Origin of the sequence: Zobellia nedashkovskayae, from assembly GCF_015330125.1 — a bacterium.
Lineage (GTDB): Bacteria > Bacteroidota > Bacteroidia > Flavobacteriales > Flavobacteriaceae > Zobellia > Zobellia nedashkovskayae.
Genome location: NZ_JADDXR010000002.1, coordinates 3,031,062 through 3,051,553, shown reverse-complemented (window position 1 = coordinate 3,051,553; position 20,492 = coordinate 3,031,062). Strand labels below are relative to the sequence as shown.

The window sequence follows — 20,492 nt, the reverse complement described above, 5'->3', positions numbered from 1 at the left end:
GCATATGAGATAAATCATGTCAAAAACTATTGTAAAAGAATAATTTGTAATCCTAATTTTTAGCTATAGAAACCTCCGGAGATAACAGGCAAAAACTATTCTTATAAACTTATGTAAATCAGCTTAATAAATGTTATTTGATTTATTTTTATAAAAACTATACGCATGGCTGTCGAAAATTTTGGCATTAAGGGGTTGACCGATGAGCAAGTCGCAAATTCAAGAAAGGTTCATGGTGCAAATTCATTTACTTACAAAAATGAAAATGGATTTTTAGAAGCCGTAAAAAGCATCCTTAAAGAGCCTATGATTTTAATATTGTTGGTAGCCTCTTCCATCTATTTCATCACCAGAAATTTTGGAGACGGCATCTTTATGGTTGCAGCAATTATATTGGTTGGTTCTATATCTCTATACCAAGATTCTAGAAGCAGAAAAGCATTGGCAAAATTAAAGAACCTTACCGAACCCAACAGCAAGGTTATTCGGAATGGGGTAACTATGGAAATTCCAAGTGAGGAACTGGTTGTTGGAGATAGCCTTATGGTAGAAGAAGGAACCATGGTTCCTGCCGATGGTGCTATCGTACATTCCAACGATTTCTCCGTAAACGAATCCATCCTTACGGGGGAGTCGCTTTCCGTCTTTAAAGATGCCTCTTCTGCGAATAACTCTATTTTTAGTGGCACCACCGTAGCCAGTGGTTTGGCCATAGCCACAATTACAGCTATTGGTAACCATACCCAACTTGGCAAAATTGGTGATAGTCTAGATAACATTGAAGATGAGAAAACTCCCTTAGAACTACAGATTGCCAATTTTGTAAAGCAAATGGCCATTTGGGGAGGCATTACTTTTTTAATGGTCTGGGGAATTAATTATTTCAATTCTCATGATATTCTGGATAGTCTGCTCAAAGCCTTAACGCTTGCCATGAGTATTCTTCCAGAAGAAATCCCCGTAGCCTTTACCACTTTCATGGCCTTGGGAGCCTGGCGTTTAATGAAACTGGGAGTTGTGGTAAAGCAAATGAAAACCGTGGAAACTTTGGGTAGCGCCACCGTTATATGTACGGATAAAACCGGAACGCTCACCCAAAATAAAATGAGCCTCGCCAGATTATTTTCCATTAAAACTGGAAAAATAACTTCTACCGAAGCTATACTTGAAAATGAAGAAAAAGAGCTTATAACCATTGCCATGTGGGCTAGTGAGCCCATACCTTTTGACCCCATGGAAATTTCTCTGCATGACGCTTACGCAAAACATACAGATGTGGACGAAAGGCCAAAGTATCATATGATTCATGAATACCCTTTAGGTGGGAAACCGCCTATGATGACCCATTTGTTCGAGAATGAATCTAGGCAACGTATCATTGCCGCTAAGGGTGCTCCAGAGGCTTTGATACAACTCTCCAATCTGACTGTTGAAGAAAAAAAATCTGTCTACGCTACCATAGATGAACTTGGTAAGCAAGGGTTTCGCCTATTAGGTGTTGGTCAGGCTGTTTTTGAGGGAACCGATTTCCCAAAATACCAACAAGATTTTCCTTTTCAATTTAAAGGGCTCGTAGCCTTTTATGATCCACCAAAAGAAAACATTAGTCAAGTTCTTAAAGATTTTGATATGGCTGGGATAAATGTAAAACTGGTAACAGGAGATAATTCTGCCACGGCCGTAGCTATTGCCAAAGAAATTAATTTTATAGGGTACGATAAATGTATGTCCGGTGATGAATTGATGCAGCTTACCGATACCGAATTACAGAAGAAAGTGATAGATACGCAAGTATTCAGCCGCATGTTTCCAGAAGCCAAACTCAGAATTATAAATGCGCTAAAAGCAAATAATGAAGTAGTAGCCATGACAGGCGATGGCGTTAATGACGGCCCTGCGCTAAAAGCGGCACACATTGGTATCGCCATGGGAAATAAGGGTACGGAAATCGCCAAGCAAGCTGCCTCTTTAATTTTAGTAGATGATGACCTTTCTAAAATGGTAGATGCCATTGCCATGGGCCGGAAGATATACACCAACCTAAAAAAAGCGATTCAATATATCATCTCTATTCATATTCCTATTATACTCACGGTGTTTATTCCTTTGGCTTTACGGTGGATTTACCCCTCCATATTTTCGCCATCACATGTCATTCTATTGGAACTCATTATGGGACCTACCTGCTCTATCATCTACGAAAATGAACCCATGGAGAAAAATACCATGAACAAAAAACCAAGGCCGTTTACTACTACATTCTTTAAATTTAATGAGTTGTGGACCAGCATCATACAAGGTTTGGCTATTACTTTGGCTTCATTATCTGTTTACCAATATGCCGTAGGACAGGGTTTTGTTGAAGATACAACCCGCACAATGGTCTTTATGGTATTAATAGTTGCCAATATCTTTTTAACCTTAGTAAATCGTTCTTTTTATTTCTCTTTATTTACGACCTTAAAGTATAAGAATAATCTAGTAGGGCTTATTATAGGTACTACCGTTGCTTTGGCCGCTCTCCTACTCTTTATTCCGCCATTGACCGACTTCTTTGAGTTTAATACTTTGAGTGTAAATCAATTGCTTGTTAGCCTATTTGCAGGAAGTATCTCCGTGCTTTGGTATGAAGTCGTAAAATGGGGACAAAGAATAAAAGCCAAAAAAAGCTAATATAGATATGTAATGTTAAAATATAAAGCCAAAGACTTCCTAAAGCTTTTCGCCGTAGGCCAAATCCCCTGCATCTCCAATACCAGGCATAATGTACCCTCTTGCATTAAGTTCCGGGTCTATTGCAGAAATCCATAAATGGGTGTTTTCAGGGAATACCTTTTGTACGTGATCAATACCCTCTTGCGCTCCAATAACAGACACAATATGAATCTGAGAAGGTGTACCATGTTTTTTAAGTGATTTTAGTACATTTTCTAAAGTGCGTCCGGTAGCTAACATTGGGTCTGTGAGTACTAGTATTTTCCCTTCTAAGGAAGGTGCAGCAAAATAATTTACGATAACTTCAAAAGCATCCTCGGCTCCCTTGTGATGTCTATAAGCAGATATAAAAGCATTTTCCGCCTCATCAAAATAATTCAATAGTCCTTGGTGTAATGGCAATCCAGCACGTAAAATGGAACACAACACTATTTTATCCGTTGGCAGAGACATTTCTTTAGTACCTAAAGGAGTGGTTACCTCACTACTTTCATACTGAAACGATTTACTCATTTCATAACCCAGCACTTCCCCAATACGCTCAACATTCCGTCTGAAGCGCATCGCATCTTTTTGGATGTTTACATCTCTAATTTCAGCGATAAATTTGTTCATGAGCGAATTGCTTTCGCCAAGGTTATGGACTGTCATAGAATGAATCTGATTTGAATTATGGTTATAATTTATAACAAAAGTATGTTACTTTTTAAATATGCTCAAAAGGTACATCTAAATGGTAAACCGAGAAAAATTTAGCAATAAAAAAAGGGTCTTGTAGATTACAAAACCCTTTTTTCAACCATCTAAAAATAGATTCTGAAGAACTACCTATTTACTAATTATCTGTATTATACAATTGCTATTAATACAATTATTTATCACTATAAAATTCAATACTCCACATACCGCGTACTTGGTTTACATCGTAACCAAGTGCCATATCATTGGGGTACAGTTTATTCAATGCCGTCATGGTTTCTGGCAATACTTGTTTATTTGGTGTGCCATGACATTGTAAACAAAGTGCGTTGGTTGTGATCGGATAATAAAAAGACACTTCGCCATCTTTGGTTTCAACAACAGGTTCAATTTCATCACCAGATGCCACAACTTCTTTAAACCAGTCTATATATTCCAATTCCTTGGGTGTAGCTTTATTTTTAGGATTTCTTAATTTATCTGAAACTCTCTTAATAACGGCATTTTTCATCAAAGAAACGCTGTCCGTAATTTGCATAGCTTCAAGATTACAAAACCCAATAGCCCCAACAGTTCCTTTTTCCTGAATAGCTTTTGTTAGGCTTTGACCCAGTGCTTTCTTGGCTTCTTTTGCATAGGCCATGCCAATGGTTCCATACACTTTTTCCGGTCCTGGGCTCTCATAACAGTTACAATCTTCCAAACCCGTTCCTACCTTGTGCGAAGATTTAAAATATTCCTCAAAACCTTCGGGACGTTCCAATTCATTGTTGTAAATGTAATCTGCTATCTGGATCAAAGCATCCTCTCGATTTGGCAAATACGGCATTGGCCCAAACTCTTTGTGTGCTGCAGGTATCTTGGTTTCTGTTTCCGGATCATTTATCCACTTGATTAAAGCCTCCGTAAATTCCTGCTGTGAAACAGTAGAGTCTATGTAATGCCTTTTAATGGCTTCCATAGGTGGTGCAAACCTATCTGCCATTTTTGCCTTAGGATTATGGCACAAATAACATTCGCGCTCCATGATTACCTTTCCAGGGTGCGGTTCTTGAGTTTTAGCATTTTGGGTTACTTCAATGTTTTGGGCAGATTCAATTTTACCCTTCTGGTTTTCTTTACAACTAGAAAAGAAAATTACAATCAGTAAAAAAATGGAATATTTTTTCATATTTGGTAAGATTAGATACGATTAAATCGAATTAAGAATTCGACTTTACAATTTGTACGATGTCATTTTTTTGTAAAACACCAGATTGTCTCCAAACTTGTTTTCCGTTTTTAAATAACATCATAGTAGGCACACCACGTACATTATACGTGCTGGCCAAGGGCTGATTTTTATCCACATCTATCTTTACGATTTTTATGCTATCTCCCAGTTCTTCTTTTACTTGCTTTAAGATAGGCGCCAACATTTTACAAGGTCCACACCAATCCGCAAAAAAATCTACCAATACGGGTGTATCAGATTCTATTATAGTATTAAAACTGCTTTTCATTTTTCTTATTTAGATTTATAAAATTACTAAAAATTGACCTTGATTAAACTGACGTAAGTCATGGTTTTTAATATTCTTCTCAATTAACTTTATATATGGATCTTAAATTAAAAAGGCACTTCCGGAATAGTAATGTTTATAAGGATTGCCCAATTATAAAACAAACAAGATGAAAAATATATTGGTCGCCACGGACTTTTCAAACAATGCATATTGTGCTCTTTTTTATGCCACGCAAGTATTGAAGTCAATTAAATGCAACTTTTACCTTGTAAACGTGTATAATGACCTCACTCCTTTAATTGGAGGGAAATCAGAATTTTTGGTAGGTCAAAAACTACTGAACGAATTAGCTGCTACCTCTAAGGAAAAAATTACAGCTCTTAAGCATAGAATTACTTTAGACAATGAAAATCCTTTACACAAATTCGAGACCATTTCTAAAAAAGGGAATCTAATTAAAACCATACACCAAATGCTGAATGCATTTGAAATTGATTTGGTAGTTATGGGTAGTAAAGGTTATACGGGAGCTAAAGAAATTTTCTTTGGCAGCAATACCATTCAGCTGGCCAATACCATAACCCAATGTCCTGTTTTGACCATTCCAAAAGAACTAGATTTTGTAGCACCTACGGACATTGCCTTTGTAACCGATTATAAAAAAGGGTGTACAAAAAAAACTACAGCACCTCTTTTGTTCATTGCAGAACTCTTTAATGCCAAAATTAGGGTCATGCACATAAATGAAGAAGAGGAGCTAAGTAAAGAACAAGAGTCGCACAGAGAAATGCTTGAGCTATGTCTTAAAAATACAGAGCATAGTTCTCACTGGGTACAGGCTTTTGCTGATAAGGCCATGGTTATTGATGATTTTCTAAATAATAAGGGCGTAGATATGTTTGCTATGGTACATTATAAACACACCTTTTTTGATCGCGTATTACGTGAGCCTGTGGTCAAGAATGTAAGCATGTACTCTAATATACCATTTCTAATATTACCCTTTAAAGGCTAATTAACAGCCCAGTAAAAAAACTATTCAGGAATTACATTTAATACTCACTTAAGAAATAATATTATGTACAAAAGAATATTGGTACCTACAGATTTCTCCAAAAATGCCCTCAATGCGGTGCGGTACGCACTTGATTTATACGCAAAGTTAAATTGCGAATTTTATTTTTTGAATGTTTTTAAGCTAGAAAACTACACTACTGATACGCTCATTATACCCGAACCGGGCAGCGCGGAGTTTGAGGTTGCAAAAGCCAAATCAGAAGAAAATTTCGTGAAATTATTAGATATGCTTGCGCTACATCATGACAACCCAAAACATATCTACCACACCATACCAACTTTTACTTTTCTATCTGCTGCGATTAAAAAAACCATTTCAAATAAGGATATTGATTTGGTGGTTATGGGTACCAAAGGGGCATCTGGTGCCAAAGGTGTTATTTTTGGTAGTAATACCGTAAAGACTATGGAAATTGTTTCTGAATGTCCGGTTTTGGCGGTACCTAAAGAGGTACGTTTCACTTCCCCTAAAGAAATTGTTTTCCCAACAGATTTTAAATCGGTCTTTAAAAGGAGGGAGTTAAGATACCTCATTGAAATTGCAAAAATGCATGAAGCAACTGTTAGGGTACTTCATATTTCAAAAAAACCATTTCTAAAACCTGAGCAAGAAGAAAACAAACAATTGCTAAGAGATATTTTAGATGAAGTTGCCCACAGTTTTCATACGCTGACCGAAAAAGATGTAGCAGACGGAATTACCGCTTTTGTGGAAAGTAGAGATAGCGATATGATTGCTTTTATTAACCACAGACACTTTTTCTTTGAGAAAATATTTACTAAACCATTAGTCAAAGAAATAGGGTATGATGCTACTGTCCCTATTTTGGCATTGCATTAAAAGAACCTAACAATGAATTAAATAGGAACTTGGGTAAAGAAGAATACTTACAGAACCACTATTTTTTTTTAATATCTCAACCGTGGTCTTTGTATGATAAAAAGCTTCTCAATATCTCCGTATTATCAGTTTTATAAAAAACATTCATGGACGCACTACTCAATTTTCTAAAGGACCCACTAGCCGCAAAGGTTTTAAAACTTTTGTTATGGATTATCTTTATTGTTTTCTCCATTGGCTTTCTAAGGAAGCTGCTTAAGAAACGTATTAGTGATGTAACCATTAGGTACAAGGCTCAAAAGGGTGTTGAGCTGGTAGGTTACTTTTTGATTTTCTTTTTAATATTGATTTCTTTTACCGTAAAAAGTATAGCGGACTATACTATTATCATCGGTCTGTTTACTGCGGGAATTACCTTTACGTTACAAGAACTTATCTTGAGCATAACAGGCTCATTTTACATCTTTTTTGTCCGTGTTTATAAACCTGGTGATAGAATTGAGATTAACGGTATAAAAGGCGATGTAATTGATATTGATAGTATTTACACGACCCTTATGGAATTGGGCGAATGGGTAAGTAGCGATAACTATTCTGGGCGAATTGTAAAAATCAGTAATTCTTTTGTTTTTAAAGGTCCCATTAAAAACTACTCCATGGATTTTCCCTTTCTATGGGATGAGCTAAATATTATGATTACCTATGAGTCTGATATTGCATTAGCGAAAAAAATTATATTGGATGATGCTACAGAGCTACTTTCTGAATACACCAAAAACTCATTGACAAAATGGAAAGAAATGGTCGCCCATTATTATATTGAAGACGCTACTCTAGAACCAACCGTAGCACTAAAAATTACCGATAATTGGATTGAAATTAACCTAAGGTATATAACGGATTATAAACGACGACGCATTACAAAGAATCAACTTTTTGAGCGTATTCAACAATCAATATTCGCCTCTAACGGCAAAGTTGTGTTAGCCTCTACTACGCTACAATTACTAAAAATTCCAGACGTAAATGTTCAGGTAAAGAGCTCAGTGTAAAATAGATTTCATCCCCCTTTAATAACTCAACTTATGAAAAAGGAAATCGATATAATAAAATCATCAGGTGTAAAAGCCCATTTTTCTATGGATAAGCTTCGCAACTCCCTAAAACATACTGGGGCAAATCATGAGTTGGTTGAGCATATTGTCGATCAAGTACGCGATGAACTTTATGAAGGCATATCTACCAATGAAATTTACAACCGGGCCTTTGCCTTATTGAAAAAAAAGAAATCTGTTTTTGCTTCAAAATATAAGCTGAAAAAGGCTATTTATGAGTTGGGTCCAACGGGGTTCCCTTTTGAACGTTTTATAGGAGCCCTCTTAACGTATTCCGGCTATGAGACCAAGGTTGGTATCGTAATGGACGGTATTTGTGTTACTCATGAAATTGATGTAGTTGCCGAAAAAAATGGAACCGTAACTATAATAGAATGCAAATTTCATAGCGAAGAAGGTCGCAATTGCAATGTTAAAGTACCGCTCTATATACACTCGCGCTATAACGATGTAAAAGCACATTGGAAAACAAAAAAAACGGAGACCAAAACCCTGAACCCCGGTTGGGTAGTGACCAACACACGTTTTACTTCAGATGCCATAAAATATGGTAAGTGCGTTAATTTATACCTTTTAAGTTGGGATTACCCTTTAAACGATGGTATTAAAGACCGTATTGATAGGCTTAAGTTATATCCTATTACCGTTTCTACCATATTGACCAATCGTGAAAAACAATTCTTGCTGAGTAGAGATGTGGTACTCTGTCGTGAACTATGGAAAGAAAAATTCTTGTTGGACCATTTGGGAGTTTCTAATACGCGAAAGGCAAAAATATTAAGCGAGGTTGAACAACTCTGTAATCTTTAAGCTATGAACAAAGTAAAAATTCACTTTTTGGGAGCCTCCGGCACCGTAACCGGATCTAAGTTTTATTTAGAAACACCAGAACTTAATGTTATGGTAGACTGTGGTATGTACCAAGGCTTAAAAGAATTACGGCAATTGAACTGGGAACCCTTGCCTATTGATGTCTCAAAAATTGACGTAGTGTTACTAACACACGGGCATCTAGATCATACAGGATATCTTCCTAGATTGGTCATGCAAGGCTTTAATGGAAAAATAATTGGTACGCCCCCAACTTTGGCCATAACCGAGATCATTCTTTTAGATAGCGCTAAAATTCATGAAGAAGAGGCTGAACGTGCTAATAAAGAAGGGTATAGCAAACACGATCCAGCAAAACCTTTTTATACGCTTCGCGAAGCGGAAAGGGCAATAGACCTATTTTCTTCGGAAGAAAAAGATGAATGGATATCTCTTTCTGAACATGTTCGTTTCAGGTTCAATTTTAACGGACATATTATAGGCGCCACTTTTATAGAACTGGAGATTTTAGGAAAATTATTTGTTTTTTCAGGTGATATAGGTAGAGAGCATGACCCCCTATTGGCTCCTCCCGAGCATCCAAAATGGGTAGATTATCTTTTTATTGAAAGTACATACGGAAACAAGTTACATCCACAGGAAGATGTAGAACAAATCTTGGTTGACCTAGTTACTGAAACCATTAATCAAAGAGGAAACCTGATCATTCCATCTTTTGCTGTAGAACGTCTACAATCCCTTATGTACCTCTTATGGCAATTGTTCAAAAAGAATAGAATACCCAATATTCCTATTTTTATTGATAGCCCCATGGGCAATAATGTGCTGTCTGTTTTTCAACAATTTCCTGAATGGCACAAACTCTCAAGTAAGGAATATGCGGCCATGTACAGACATTTTAATATCATAAGTTCATATGCAGATACCTGGAAAACAATTGATGATACCAGACCAAAAATAGTTATTGCCGGTAGCGGTATGGTTACTGGCGGAAGAGTACTCACTTATTTAAAACAGTTAATGGGGCGTTCTTCCACAACGGTCTTAATGGTAGGACACCAAGCAGAAGGTACTAGGGGCAAACAACTATTAGAAGGCGCTTATGAATTGAAACTATTCGGAAAGTATTATCCTGTAAAATCAAAAATATATCACTTAGAAAGTCTCTCCGGTCATGCAGACCAAAAAGAGCTATTACATTGGATGCAAGACATTAAGAACATACCCGAAGAAGTTTTTCTTGTTCATGGAGAACCCTCTTCACTAGATGCTTTTAGAGTTAAGATTCGCGATGTATATAATTGGAATGTACACATTCCAAAACTAAACGAAATTAAAGAAATTATCTTATAATTCTGTAACTGACCCAAGTCATTGCCTACCATTCTAACCTGCCTTAATTTTAAACTATATAACGAGAGCTATGGTAACAAAAATGGAAACAGAAAAATTAAATTGGACAGGACAGAAAAATGAAGATGACCTCTATAAGGAAACTGAGCAATGGAAATCAAGCCTTAAATTTGCCGATAATGCAATTCTTTTTGTAGAACGTTTATTGAATTCGTATGTTTTTGAACCAGACACTCCTGATCTTTTTGAGTGGTTGCAAAACCACAAGATTAGATTACACAGGGTAAGAGCGGCAAAAAAAGAAATTCAAGAAGAAATCAGTCAACACAAAAATATGTTGGCCGGAATTTTAGAATCCGCTGCCGATTCTTGCGATATCAGTTTCCTTAGAAGACATGCCGTATTAAAGCAAAAAGTAAATGCGTGTACTAAGGATTTTAAGGACCTAAAGGCAGATGTATTTAATTATGCAGGAGCTATTCTTAGGAAGAAACGTAAACCTTAAATGTAATTTCACCTTATCTTAAGCTCTTTAAGAAATGACTATTGTCATTTTAATTTACCCTGATATATCTTACCTTGCGCCCAACTCTTATTGGGCGCAACTGCAAATAAGCGCAATTAAGAATAAGTTGAAAACAAAAAATAAGATTATGAAAAAACTCTCTGCACTACTCTTATTAGTTGTTTTAAGTTGTTCGTCAACAAGTTTGGTCGAAAATTGGAAAAACCCCGATATCGTATTGTTCGATGCTCAAAAAGTTCTTATTGTAGGTATGACCCAAAACCAAGATGCTAGGGAAAGTTTTGAAGCCCAACTACAAAAAGAGTTTACCAAAAGAAATGTAGAGGCCATGCAAAGCCTAGATGTTTTTGATGTATCCTTTACCGATAAAAGAAAAACAGAAAAAGAGCTGGATGATGTAGAGGAAAGTTTATTGGATAAAGGCTTCGATGCTATTTTATTTACCAAGATTACCGGTTCTGAAAACAGAGAAAGTTTTTTAAGTGCTATTTCTAGACTAGATAACCACAAAGGACGCTTCAATGATGATTATCTAGACAATCAAGATATTTATTACGATGATAATTACTACGATGATTTTAATGTTTACCATGCAGAAACTACGCTATACTGTATTTGTGCCGGTAAAGATAGGTCTATGATTTGGAGAGGCAGTATAGATATCTCGGATCCAAAAAACATAGAAAAGTCCGTAGATGATTACATTCAGCTTGTTGTTACCGCCATGGAAGAGCAAGACTTAATCTTTAGAAAAGAAAAATAGCTTTCTTTAAGTCGATTTTTTTTATCACTATTTTAGAATAGACTTGTTAAGGTTCTACTCTCCTACCAAGCTCTATTTTATTTCCCGATTGTATTTCCTAAATTTAGCTACTTGAATGACAAACCTGCCGTTCTAAATTCTAAAAATCCATGGAAGATTTGCAGCTAAAAATCAATCCTGAAGTAGCATTGGTTTTTAATAAATATCCAGAGACTGTTCGGAATCAAATGCTGACTTTACGAAAATTAGTAATTGAAACAGCTAAAAAAATTGATGGTATTGACCAGTTAGAAGAAACGCTAAAATGGGGCGAACCTAGTTACTTGACCAAAATAGGCAGCACGCTCCGCATGGATTGGAAAGCCAAATCTCCCGACCAATATGCCCTCTATTTTAAGTGTACTAGCAGATTGGTAGAAACCTTTAAAATCGTTTTTAAAAACACCTTTGACTTTGAAGGAAAAAGAGCAATTGTTTTTAAGCTAGATAGTGAAATCCCTACCGAAGAACTTACCTATTGCATAAAAGCTGCCCTAACGTATCATAGAGTAAAACACCTGCCTACATTGGGTATTTAAGAAGCTATGGCAAAAACGGAAATAGACAGCTACTGCCCTAAAAACCCTAAAGAGTGGCGGACATGGCTAGAAAAAAACCATATACAAGAAGACTCCGTTTGGTTGGTCATTCATAAAAAGAATACTGCTAACACCAATTTATCTTGGAGTGAAGCGGTTGACCACGCACTTTGTTTTGGTTGGATAGACAGTACGAAAAGAACGATAGATTCGGAGAAGTACAAACAGTATTTTTGCAAACGAAAAGCAGTAAGCAATTGGTCCAAAATTAACAAAGAGAAAATAGCGGATCTTATAAAAAAAGATCTAATGACCAATGCTGGCCACAAAAGTATTGCTATAGCAAAAACCAATGGTTCGTGGTCTATTTTGGATACAGTTGAAGCTTTAGAAATTCCACCAGATCTGGCGGAGGAATTGCAAAAAAGAAAAGGTGCCGAAGAATTCTTTACTATGTTAAGCAAATCTGCAAAAAAAATCCTGTTATATTGGGTAATTTCTGCCAAAAGAAAAGAAACACGCGCAAAACGAATTTTAGAAATTACAGTGAATGCCAGTAAAAACTTAAAACCAAAGCAGTTCAGGTAATACAAAAATAGCTACTTTTAAAATTCTAGTGGTTATCTCTACAACCAATATGCGCTATTATGAAAAAACTATTTTTCCTATTGTTATTCCTATTGAACTTTAGTGTTCTAACTGCACAGCAAACTCTTCAAAAAAATAGGGTAATTATATTAACTGATATTGAGGCAGACCCTGACGACGCCCAATCATTAGTCCGTTTGCTAGTATACTCCAATGAAATAGATATTAAAGGCATTGTTGCCTCCACCTCCTGCTGGCTCAAAAATAGCGTACACCCAGAATCTATAATCAGAATACTCCATGCCTATGCCAAGGTACAACCTAACTTAAAGGAACATCATCCGGATTTCCCTGAGGCAAGTAATTTGTTGGCCGTAGTAAAAACAGGCCTACCTGTATACGGTATGTTGGGTGTTGGAGAAGGAAAAGATTCCGAAGGCTCCGACTGGATCATTAAAAACCTAGAAGAAGATGATGAACGCCCGTTATGGATTTCTGTTTGGGGTGGTTCTACCACTCTGGCACAAGCGCTATTCACAATAAAAGCCACAAAAACTATAAAAGAACAAAAACGACTAATTTCTAAACTTCGCGTATATGCCATTTCTGACCAAGATGATAGTAGCATCTGGATCAGAGATAACTTTCGTGACCTCTTTTACATTGTTACTCCAGGAGACGATTATGATCGTGCCACATGGAACGGTATTAATAGTGTTGTCTCAGGCATTGACAATACTGAAATCAGCAACTCGTGGCTTGCAGAAAACATACAACAAGCACATGGGTCTCTTGGTGCCGCCTATCCCGATGTTGCTTACGGAATGGAAGGAGATACGCCTGCTTTTCTTTCTCTTATTCCTAACGGATTAAATTCCTCTGAACATCCCAATTGGGGAGGTTGGGGTGGTAGATACGAATTTTACAAACCTTACTTTTCTGGTCGAAAGCAAGGGAAATCCGGTGTGCCATTTGAGGTTGAAACCAGAAAAATATGGACCAATGCCGAGGACAGTTTTACGCCTTTTGTTACAAATGAATATGGAAGAACTATAACTTCAGATACTTTAAATTTCACAAGTGATAAGGTATCATTATGGCGCTGGCGAGATGATTTTCAAAATGATTTTGCCGCCCGGATGGATTGGTGTACGCTACCTTATGAAGAAGCCAATCACGCTCCAATTATTGTGCTAAACCATCCTGAGAACATTACTATTGAATCTGGTAAAAGTATCACTTTTGATGCCGCTAATTCTACTGATCCGGACGGAGATAACTTAAGTTATCTGTGGTTTAATTATCCTGAAGCCGGTACCTACGAAGAACCTCTATCTATTAACGGTGCAAAGAATCTACATTTCGCCAAAATCAATACACCAAGACTTAGGGAAGAGGTAACCGCTCATTATATTCTAAAAGTAACCGATAAGGGCGAACCTGCATTATCTAGTTACAAGCGAATTATTGTTACGATTAAACCCAAGGTTTATTAGCGTATTTATTTTTTAATCAAATGGTTTGGAAAATCTGAAACACGTTCACAACAAATCTGTTCCATTACCTGCTGTAATTCGGTTTTAAGTAATGATATGGTGTGGTTTCCGCCGTTGTTTCCTAAGGCACTTACACCGTACATAAACGAGCGTCCCATAAAAGTGAATTTAGCACCACTGGCCAAAGCTCGGGCTACATCAGGACCGGAACGTATACCGCTATCCATCATTACCGTTAGTTGATTACTATATTTCTCTGCTATTCTGCATAATGGTTTTATGGTAGATTCTCCCGCATCTAACTGTCTACCTCCATGATTGGAAACAATTACGCCATCTATACCTAACCTAACCGCTTTTTCGGCATCGGCTTCATTAGCTACTCCTTTCAGAACCAACTTGCCTTTCCACATATCCCGAATCGGTTTAATCTTCTCCTCATTCAATCTTCCCGAAAAAGTCTGATCCATAAACTTACCTAATTGTTTTAAATCCAATCCTTTGGGCATATAGGGTTTTAAGGTTTCAAAACTAGGTTGTCCGTGAATAAGCGTTTTCATTGCCCATTCTGGTTTGCCCATAATCTGAAGTATGTTTTTAACGGACATTTTAGGAGGCATTGCCAATCCGTTTCTAATATCTCGCGGTCTAAAACCAAAAGTAGGCACGTCACAAAGAATAACAAGAACTGGACATTCTGCAGCGGCAGCCCTTTTGATAATATCATCACGTAACGAATTTTCCGCTGGGTGATATAATTGAAACCAAGCATTACCTTCTGTTATCTCAGAAATTCGTTCAATACTACTGGTGCTTACCGTACTTAAAACAAAAGGGATATTATGCTCAAAAGCAGCTTTCGCTAAAATTTCAGGAGCATTAGGCCACATAAGTCCTTGTAGACCAACAGGTGCTATACCAAAAGGAGCATCATACGTGTGACCAAAAAGTTCCGTTTTCATTACAGACTCCGTATGCTTGCTTAGATAATAAGGCAAAAGTTCCACCTCTCGTATTTCAGCTGTGTTCTTACGTAAATTGACATCTTCGTTGCATCCTCCATCCAAATATTCGAAAGCAAATTTTGGAATCTTTTGCATCGCTTTATTCCGCAAATCATCAATAGAAGGATACCGAGGATCCAATCCTGTTTTAGATTTTTTTCCCATTGTAGTAAATTATAGGTAAAACAGCACAAATTAAAAGGTGCCGTTTAAATTTTATCAAAATAAATTCTATTCTAAATCGTATTTTTTATACGCTCTGTGACCATAAAAGGCTACCACAAAAAAGCAAAGCATAGGAAGTATAAACGAAAAGTTCACCTCTGGAACTCCTAGTATACGCACATCGCTATATCCAGTTCCACCAATATCTAATATTAAGCCTTGTAACATGGGCATAAAAGCACCACCTACTATAGCCATTACTAAAAAAGCAGAAGCAGATTTGGCATCATCTCCCAATCCTGTTAATGCAATCCCATAAATAGTTGGGAACATCAAAGACATACAGAAAGAAACCATAACCAGGGAATAAAGGCCACCTATACCTTCTATAAAAATCGTACCCGCACAGAAGACAATTGCTAATAAGGATAGCATCATTAACAGTCTTCCAGAATTGATGAACTTCATAAGATATGTACACAAGAACCTACTGACCAGAAAAATCACTAAGGCAGCATAAGCATAGTTAACGGCATCTCTATTGTTAATGCCAATGTTTTCTGCATACTGGTAAATGTACGTCCAGCACATAATCTGAGCACCTACATAGAACATTTGCGTAAGCATTCCGCCTACAAAACGTTCCTTTTTAAATATCCTCTTTATAGATTCTCGTAACCCTACTTGGTTTTCCGTCTTGCCCTCTGGCATTTTTACCATGGCAATCACCACTAACATGAAGATCACGAAGAGCCCCAGCCCTACGTAAGGGTTTCTAATCACCATTAAATCCGAAGTCTTAACAGCTGCTTTTGCAGATTCTGACAGGGTTTCATAGATATAAGAACCGTCTGGTGCCACATCATCTGATTGTAATGCTCCCAGTATAAAAAACTGTGCTACAAAAAGACCAGAAAGAGCTCCTAATGGATTAAAAGCCTGAGCAAGGTTCAATCGTAAAGTTGCTGTTTCCTCTGCTCCCATGGCCAAAATATATGGGTTAGCCGTAGTTTCTAAAAACGCAAGACCAAAGGTTAGTACATACAAGGCCAAAAGAAAGAATATATAACTTTCCATAGCTGCTGCGGGATAGAACATAAGCGCTCCCACTGCGTATAATGCAAGTCCGACTAAAATACCCACTTTGTAACTAAATTTCTTTACCACATAAGCTGCTGGCAATGCCATAGTAAAATAGCCGCCATAAAAGGCAGCTTGCACCCAAGAAGCTTGCGTATTATTAAGCTCCAAAATTCTTTTAAATGCTGCTACCATGGGGTTGGTGATGTCATTAGCAAAACCCCAAAGCGCAAATAAAGAGGTGATTAATATAAATGGGAAAAGTAATTCTTTAGCTACTACTGGTATTTTTTGTTCGGTTTTCATATGTAATCTTAAACTGTTATTGCCCTATCTAAATGTGTATATCCTCCATCTACAAAAAGTAATTGTCCTGTAGTATGGCTAGATAGTTCTGACAATAGAAAAACAACCGTATTGGCTATTTCTACAGCTGTCGTCATACGGTTACCTAATGGAATTTTATCCGTAATGGATTTCATTTTTTTCTCAGGTTCCGAAAATGTATTGATCCACTTTTCATACAGAGGGGTATAACATTCCGCAACTATTAAGGCATTCACCCTAATCTCGTAAGGCAAAAGTTCTACTGCCCATTCTCTGGTCAGAGCATTTCTTCCTCCATTGGAAGCTGCGTAACCAGATGTTCCCCCTTGGCCCGTAAAAGAAGTTTTGGAGCCTATATTTACAATGGCTCCTTTGCTCTTTTTAAGTTCTGGAAGGGCATACTGAGCCATAAGATAATAATGGACTAAACTTTTTTGAAGGGAAGCCATAAAGTCTTCGTAATTGCCATTTTCCAGACCAACCCCATCATTTACACCGGCATTGTTTACAAGACCGTCAATTCTACCAAAAGTAGCGATGACGTTTTCTACGGCTGCTTTACATTGCTCTGGATCTGTTAGCTCTGCAAAAGCGAAGCCTACTTTACCACCCGTTTTTTTAATCTCTTCTACCACCGCTAAGATACTGGGCTTGTTCCTGCCAATAATAAAAGGAATTGCCCCCTCTTGCAATAAAACCTGGGTAATACCAAGGCCTATACCTTTTGATCCACCAGTAACGATAATGACTTTATCCTTTAAGTTTAAATCCATATTTGTTTTGTGCTTGCTAATATGCTTTTGCCAGTTGTTTTGAACTTCCCAATCCTTCAATACCAAGCTCTACAACATCTCCTGCCTTTAAATATTTAGGCGGATTAAAACCTAAACCAACACCTGAAGGCGTACCTGTTGAAATAATATCTCCCGGTAATAGGGTCATAAACTGACTTATATAACTTATAACTTCTTGTATATTGAAAATAAAATCTGAAGTATTGCTATCTTGAATTTTTTCTCCATTTAACTTCAACCATAAATTAAGATTGTTTGGATCTTTAATTTCATCTGCAGTAGCGATAAACGGCCCTAAAGGAGCAAACGTATCACATCCCTTTCCTTTACACCATTGGCCTTCTTTCTCTATCTGAAAAGCACGCTCACTATAATCGTTATGCAAAACATAACCGGCTACATGGTCTAAAGCATCTTTTTCTTCTACATAGGAAGCTTTCTTACCAATAACAACGGCAAGCTCAACCTCCCAATCCGATTTTTCACTATTCTTTGGAATGATAACATCGTCATTTGGTCCTACAATAGCAGAAGTAGCTTTAAAAAAGAGTACAGGCTCCTTTGGAATTGTCATACCACTTTCTGCAGCATGCTTGGCATAATTTAGCCCCACACATACAATTTTTGAAGGGCGTACCAATGGCGAACCTAAACGCACATCATCAGAAACTATTGGACAATTTCTTTCGTTCTTTTCCAACCAATCACTCAATTCTTGTATGCCGTTACCTCCAAAAAATGCTTCATTATAATTTGCTGACACAAATTCAGAAACATCCAACCGTGTGCCGTTATCTAATTGTACTCCTGGCTTTTCTTCGCCTATACTCCCAAATCTTATTAATTTCATAGGTACTTTATATTTTAATACGTCTGTATATTTATTTTAAAAATCTTGTTTGTGCTACGAACCGTTCAAGGTAACAAATCCACCATCTATTGGGAAATTAGTTCCTGTGATAAATGAAGCTTCCTCTGAGCAAAGGTATACCGCTAAATTTGCGACTTCTTCTGGTTTACCCATTCTTCCAATAGGCTGAGTTTTGGATAACTTTTCAAAAATCTCTTTCTCTCTACCCGGGTAATTCTTATTGATAAATCCATCTACAAAAGGCGTATGTACCCTACCAGGAGAAATACAATTACACCTAATACCATCTGCCAAATAATCTTTGGCTACGGAATACGTCATAGTTAATACCGCACCCTTGGTCATGGAATAGGCGAATCTATCATTGATTCCTACTGATGATGCTATAGACGCCATATTTATAATTACGCCTCCTGTCTCTTTCAATGATCCAATACTAGCGTGCATGCAGTTGTAAACCCCTTTGATGTTCACATCATATAAACGGTCTAAATCTTCTTCTTGACAAACTTCCAAATTACCTATATGAGCAATACCGGCATTATTAATTAGAATATCGATTGGATTTTTTGCTGTTATGGCTTCAAATGCCGCACGAACTTCTTTCCGCACAGCTACATTGCAACTATAAGTGGAGGCAGTACCTCCCATATCTTCAATAAGTGATGCGGTCTCTTTTGCATTTTCTTCATTCATTTCTAGAATGTGAAGAATCGCACCTTGCTCTGCTAGCGCTAAGCAAATGGCTTTACCTATACCACTACCACCGCCAGTAACCACAGCTGATTTATTCTTTAAACTAAATTTCATAGGTGTTTTATAATGTTGTGCATAATTCCTTTTCCCAATAACTCCCGTTCGGAAAACTGTATTCCGCTAACGATTCAGGTTTCATTGTTATACTATACCCAGCCATACTTGGTGGCATATACGCACCATTTTCAATGACCACCGGATCAAAGAAATGTTCGTGCAAATGGTCTACATATTCAATAATACGATTTTCTAAAGAACCACTTACAGCAATATAGTCGATCATTGATAAATGCTGTACATATTCACAAAGTCCAACGCCACCTGCATGTGGGCAAACAGGTATATTAAATTTTGCCGCCATGAATAAAATGGCCAATATTTCATTGACACCTCCTACCCTACAACTATCTATCTGACATATTTCTATGGCGCCAGCTTGCATTAATTGTTTGAACATTACCCTATTCTGACAATGCTCTCCTGTTGCTACTTTAATAGGTGCTACTGCTTTTGCTATTTTGGCGTGCCCTAAAATATCATCTGGACTTGTAGGTTCTTCAATCCAATATGGGTTGAATTTTTTCAATTCGGCCATATTATCTATAGCTTCGTCCACATCCCATTTCTGATTGGCATCCATCATCAACCGAAGGTCATCACCAATTTCTTCGCGAATAATAGCAGCACGGCGCATATCATCTTGCAAATCCGAACCTACCTTAATTTTCATATGGTCAAAACCAGCCGCTTTTGCCTCTCTACAAAGCCTACGCATCTTATCATCCGAATACCCCAACCAACCGGCCGAAGTCGTATACGCTGGATAGCCATCTTGCTTTAGTTTAGCAATACGTTCTTGTTTTGAACTTTCTTTTTCCTTTAACATAGCCAATGCTTCTTGAGGAGTGATAGCATCTGTTATATAGGTAAAATCAACACAACGAACCAACTCTTCTGGAGTCATATCGGCCAGTAATTTCCATAGTGGTTTCCCTTCGGCTTTGGCGTATAAATCCCAGACGGCATTTACCATTGCTCCAGTAGCCAAATGAATAACTCCTTTTTCAGGACCTAACCAGCGTAACTGACTATCTCCTGTAATCATTTTCCAAAAGGCACCCATATCGGCCGTAAAGCTTTCCAACGTTTTTCCAACCACTAACGGGGCTAAGGATTGAATCGCTGCGGCACATAATTCATTACCCCTACCAATGGTAAAAGTCAATCCGTGACCTTCTAGTCCGTTGTCGGCATCAGTCTTTAATATTACATACGCCGCGGAATAATCTGGGTCTGGATTCATTGCATCCGAACCATCTAAGGACTTACTCGTTGGAAAACGGACATCTTTAATTTCAACACCCGTAATTGTTATTTTCTTTGACATAAATTCTTAATTAACAGTACA

The 20,492-nt window shown here is 37.3% G+C and carries 20 protein-coding genes; 11 read left to right on the top strand and 9 right to left on the bottom strand.

The annotated features are described in order from the left end of the window. Positions 1 to 165: 165 nt before the first annotated feature. Positions 166 to 2,673 (top strand): cation-translocating P-type ATPase, encoded by a 2,508-nt coding sequence (locus IWB64_RS12760; protein ID WP_194534358.1) that lies wholly within the window; start codon positions 166 to 168, stop codon positions 2,671 to 2,673. Positions 2,674 to 2,712: 39 nt separating this feature from the next. Here IWB64_RS12760 and upp read toward each other — a convergent pair whose 3' ends face one another. The 3 genes from upp to trxA form a co-directional block, all read right to left on the bottom strand. Then, positions 2,713 to 3,366 carry a uracil phosphoribosyltransferase gene (gene upp, locus IWB64_RS12755; RefSeq protein ID WP_194534357.1) on the bottom strand — a complete coding sequence of 218 codons (654 nt, stop codon included), beginning with the start codon at positions 3,364 to 3,366 and terminating at the stop codon, positions 2,713 to 2,715. A 220-nt stretch (positions 3,367 to 3,586) separates the two neighbouring features. Further along, complete coding sequence (locus IWB64_RS12750) at positions 3,587 to 4,585, bottom strand: Tll0287-like domain-containing protein (protein ID WP_194534356.1); 999 nt, start codon at positions 4,583 to 4,585, stop codon at positions 3,587 to 3,589. A gap of 31 nt (positions 4,586 to 4,616) precedes the next feature. Further along, positions 4,617 to 4,916, bottom strand: coding sequence for a thioredoxin (gene trxA, locus IWB64_RS12745; protein WP_194534355.1), 300 nt, complete (start codon positions 4,914 to 4,916; stop codon positions 4,617 to 4,619). Positions 4,917 to 5,085: 169 nt separating this feature from the next. Here trxA and IWB64_RS12740 point away from each other — a divergent pair, with 169 nt between their 5' ends. The 10 genes from IWB64_RS12740 to IWB64_RS12695 all read left to right on the top strand — a co-directional run bounded on the left by IWB64_RS12740 (position 5,086) and on the right by IWB64_RS12695 (position 14,087). Then, positions 5,086 to 5,934: a universal stress protein gene (locus IWB64_RS12740; protein WP_194534354.1), complete on the top strand. Its 849-nt coding sequence runs from the start codon at positions 5,086 to 5,088 to the stop codon at positions 5,932 to 5,934. Between the two features lie 63 nt (positions 5,935 to 5,997). After that, a complete protein-coding gene (locus tag IWB64_RS12735; RefSeq protein ID WP_194534353.1) occupies positions 5,998 to 6,837 on the top strand; it encodes a universal stress protein in 840 nt (279 codons plus the stop codon). A 146-nt stretch (positions 6,838 to 6,983) separates the two neighbouring features. Further along, positions 6,984 to 7,889, top strand: coding sequence for a mechanosensitive ion channel family protein (locus tag IWB64_RS12730; RefSeq protein ID WP_194534352.1), 906 nt, complete (start codon positions 6,984 to 6,986; stop codon positions 7,887 to 7,889). A gap of 33 nt (positions 7,890 to 7,922) precedes the next feature. Continuing rightward, positions 7,923 to 8,762, top strand: a complete 840-nt coding sequence (locus IWB64_RS12725) for an ATP cone domain-containing protein (protein WP_194534351.1) — start codon at positions 7,923 to 7,925, stop codon at positions 8,760 to 8,762. 3 nt (positions 8,763 to 8,765) lie between these two features. Then, positions 8,766 to 10,136 (top strand): MBL fold metallo-hydrolase RNA specificity domain-containing protein, encoded by a 1,371-nt coding sequence (locus IWB64_RS12720; protein WP_194534350.1) that lies wholly within the window; start codon positions 8,766 to 8,768, stop codon positions 10,134 to 10,136. 82 nt (positions 10,137 to 10,218) lie between these two features. Beyond that, positions 10,219 to 10,641, top strand: coding sequence for a hypothetical protein (locus IWB64_RS12715; protein WP_194534349.1), 423 nt, complete (start codon positions 10,219 to 10,221; stop codon positions 10,639 to 10,641). Positions 10,642 to 10,789: 148 nt separating this feature from the next. Then, the gene (locus tag IWB64_RS12710; protein WP_194534348.1) at positions 10,790 to 11,425 is read left to right on the top strand and encodes a hypothetical protein; all 636 of its coding nucleotides are present in this window, start codon (positions 10,790 to 10,792) and stop codon (positions 11,423 to 11,425) included. A gap of 149 nt (positions 11,426 to 11,574) precedes the next feature. Then, complete coding sequence (locus tag IWB64_RS12705) at positions 11,575 to 12,003, top strand: DUF1801 domain-containing protein (protein ID WP_194534347.1); 429 nt, start codon at positions 11,575 to 11,577, stop codon at positions 12,001 to 12,003. A gap of 6 nt (positions 12,004 to 12,009) precedes the next feature. Continuing rightward, entirely contained in the window at positions 12,010 to 12,591 is a 582-nt protein-coding gene (locus tag IWB64_RS12700) for a YdeI/OmpD-associated family protein (protein ID WP_194534346.1), read from the top strand. A gap of 59 nt (positions 12,592 to 12,650) precedes the next feature. After that, the gene (locus IWB64_RS12695) at positions 12,651 to 14,087 is read left to right on the top strand and encodes a nucleoside hydrolase-like domain-containing protein (RefSeq protein WP_194534345.1); all 1,437 of its coding nucleotides are present in this window, start codon (positions 12,651 to 12,653) and stop codon (positions 14,085 to 14,087) included. 5 nt (positions 14,088 to 14,092) lie between these two features. On the opposite strand, the gene IWB64_RS12690 is transcribed toward IWB64_RS12695, so the two are convergent. The 6 genes from IWB64_RS12690 to IWB64_RS12665 all read right to left on the bottom strand — a co-directional run bounded on the left by IWB64_RS12690 (position 14,093) and on the right by IWB64_RS12665 (position 20,471). Then, complete coding sequence (locus IWB64_RS12690) at positions 14,093 to 15,256, bottom strand: alpha-hydroxy acid oxidase (protein WP_194534344.1); 1,164 nt, start codon at positions 15,254 to 15,256, stop codon at positions 14,093 to 14,095. 66 nt (positions 15,257 to 15,322) lie between these two features. Further along, a complete protein-coding gene (gene fucP, locus IWB64_RS12685; protein ID WP_194534343.1) occupies positions 15,323 to 16,642 on the bottom strand; it encodes an L-fucose:H+ symporter permease in 1,320 nt (439 codons plus the stop codon). 8 nt (positions 16,643 to 16,650) lie between these two features. Then, a complete protein-coding gene (locus tag IWB64_RS12680) occupies positions 16,651 to 17,436 on the bottom strand; it encodes an SDR family oxidoreductase (RefSeq protein ID WP_194534342.1) in 786 nt (261 codons plus the stop codon). 16 nt (positions 17,437 to 17,452) lie between these two features. Beyond that, on the bottom strand, positions 17,453 to 18,307 hold the full coding sequence (locus tag IWB64_RS12675) for a fumarylacetoacetate hydrolase family protein (protein ID WP_194534341.1): 855 nt from the start codon (positions 18,305 to 18,307) through the stop codon (positions 17,453 to 17,455). 54 nt (positions 18,308 to 18,361) lie between these two features. Beyond that, positions 18,362 to 19,138, bottom strand: a complete 777-nt coding sequence (locus IWB64_RS12670) for an SDR family NAD(P)-dependent oxidoreductase (RefSeq protein ID WP_194534340.1) — start codon at positions 19,136 to 19,138, stop codon at positions 18,362 to 18,364. A gap of 7 nt (positions 19,139 to 19,145) precedes the next feature. Then, a complete protein-coding gene (locus IWB64_RS12665; RefSeq protein WP_194534339.1) occupies positions 19,146 to 20,471 on the bottom strand; it encodes an L-fuconate dehydratase in 1,326 nt (441 codons plus the stop codon). Positions 20,472 to 20,492 lie beyond the last annotated feature (21 nt).

Excerpts from the sequence above, each read along its gene's own strand:
- IWB64_RS12760 (WP_194534358.1), top strand. The coding sequence starts at position 166 with ATGGCTGTCGAAAATTTTGGCATTAAGGGGTTGACCGATGAGCAAGTC.
- upp (WP_194534357.1), bottom strand. The coding sequence starts at position 3,366 with ATGACAGTCCATAACCTTGGCGAAAGCAATTCGCTCATGAACAAATTT.
- IWB64_RS12750 (WP_194534356.1), bottom strand. The coding sequence starts at position 4,585 with ATGAAAAAATATTCCATTTTTTTACTGATTGTAATTTTCTTTTCTAGT.
- trxA (WP_194534355.1), bottom strand. The coding sequence starts at position 4,916 with ATGAAAAGCAGTTTTAATACTATAATAGAATCTGATACACCCGTATTG.
- IWB64_RS12740 (WP_194534354.1), top strand. The coding sequence starts at position 5,086 with ATGAAAAATATATTGGTCGCCACGGACTTTTCAAACAATGCATATTGT.
- IWB64_RS12735 (WP_194534353.1), top strand. The coding sequence starts at position 5,998 with ATGTACAAAAGAATATTGGTACCTACAGATTTCTCCAAAAATGCCCTC.
- IWB64_RS12730 (WP_194534352.1), top strand. The coding sequence starts at position 6,984 with ATGGACGCACTACTCAATTTTCTAAAGGACCCACTAGCCGCAAAGGTT.
- IWB64_RS12725 (WP_194534351.1), top strand. The coding sequence starts at position 7,923 with ATGAAAAAGGAAATCGATATAATAAAATCATCAGGTGTAAAAGCCCAT.
- IWB64_RS12720 (WP_194534350.1), top strand. The coding sequence starts at position 8,766 with ATGAACAAAGTAAAAATTCACTTTTTGGGAGCCTCCGGCACCGTAACC.
- IWB64_RS12715 (WP_194534349.1), top strand. The coding sequence starts at position 10,219 with ATGGAAACAGAAAAATTAAATTGGACAGGACAGAAAAATGAAGATGAC.
- IWB64_RS12710 (WP_194534348.1), top strand. The coding sequence starts at position 10,790 with ATGAAAAAACTCTCTGCACTACTCTTATTAGTTGTTTTAAGTTGTTCG.
- IWB64_RS12705 (WP_194534347.1), top strand. The coding sequence starts at position 11,575 with ATGGAAGATTTGCAGCTAAAAATCAATCCTGAAGTAGCATTGGTTTTT.
- IWB64_RS12700 (WP_194534346.1), top strand. The coding sequence starts at position 12,010 with ATGGCAAAAACGGAAATAGACAGCTACTGCCCTAAAAACCCTAAAGAG.
- IWB64_RS12695 (WP_194534345.1), top strand. The coding sequence starts at position 12,651 with ATGAAAAAACTATTTTTCCTATTGTTATTCCTATTGAACTTTAGTGTT.
- IWB64_RS12690 (WP_194534344.1), bottom strand. The coding sequence starts at position 15,256 with ATGGGAAAAAAATCTAAAACAGGATTGGATCCTCGGTATCCTTCTATT.
- fucP (WP_194534343.1), bottom strand. The coding sequence starts at position 16,642 with ATGAAAACCGAACAAAAAATACCAGTAGTAGCTAAAGAATTACTTTTC.
- IWB64_RS12680 (WP_194534342.1), bottom strand. The coding sequence starts at position 17,436 with ATGGATTTAAACTTAAAGGATAAAGTCATTATCGTTACTGGTGGATCA.
- IWB64_RS12675 (WP_194534341.1), bottom strand. The coding sequence starts at position 18,307 with ATGAAATTAATAAGATTTGGGAGTATAGGCGAAGAAAAGCCAGGAGTA.
- IWB64_RS12670 (WP_194534340.1), bottom strand. The coding sequence starts at position 19,138 with ATGAAATTTAGTTTAAAGAATAAATCAGCTGTGGTTACTGGCGGTGGT.
- IWB64_RS12665 (WP_194534339.1), bottom strand. The coding sequence starts at position 20,471 with ATGTCAAAGAAAATAACAATTACGGGTGTTGAAATTAAAGATGTCCGT.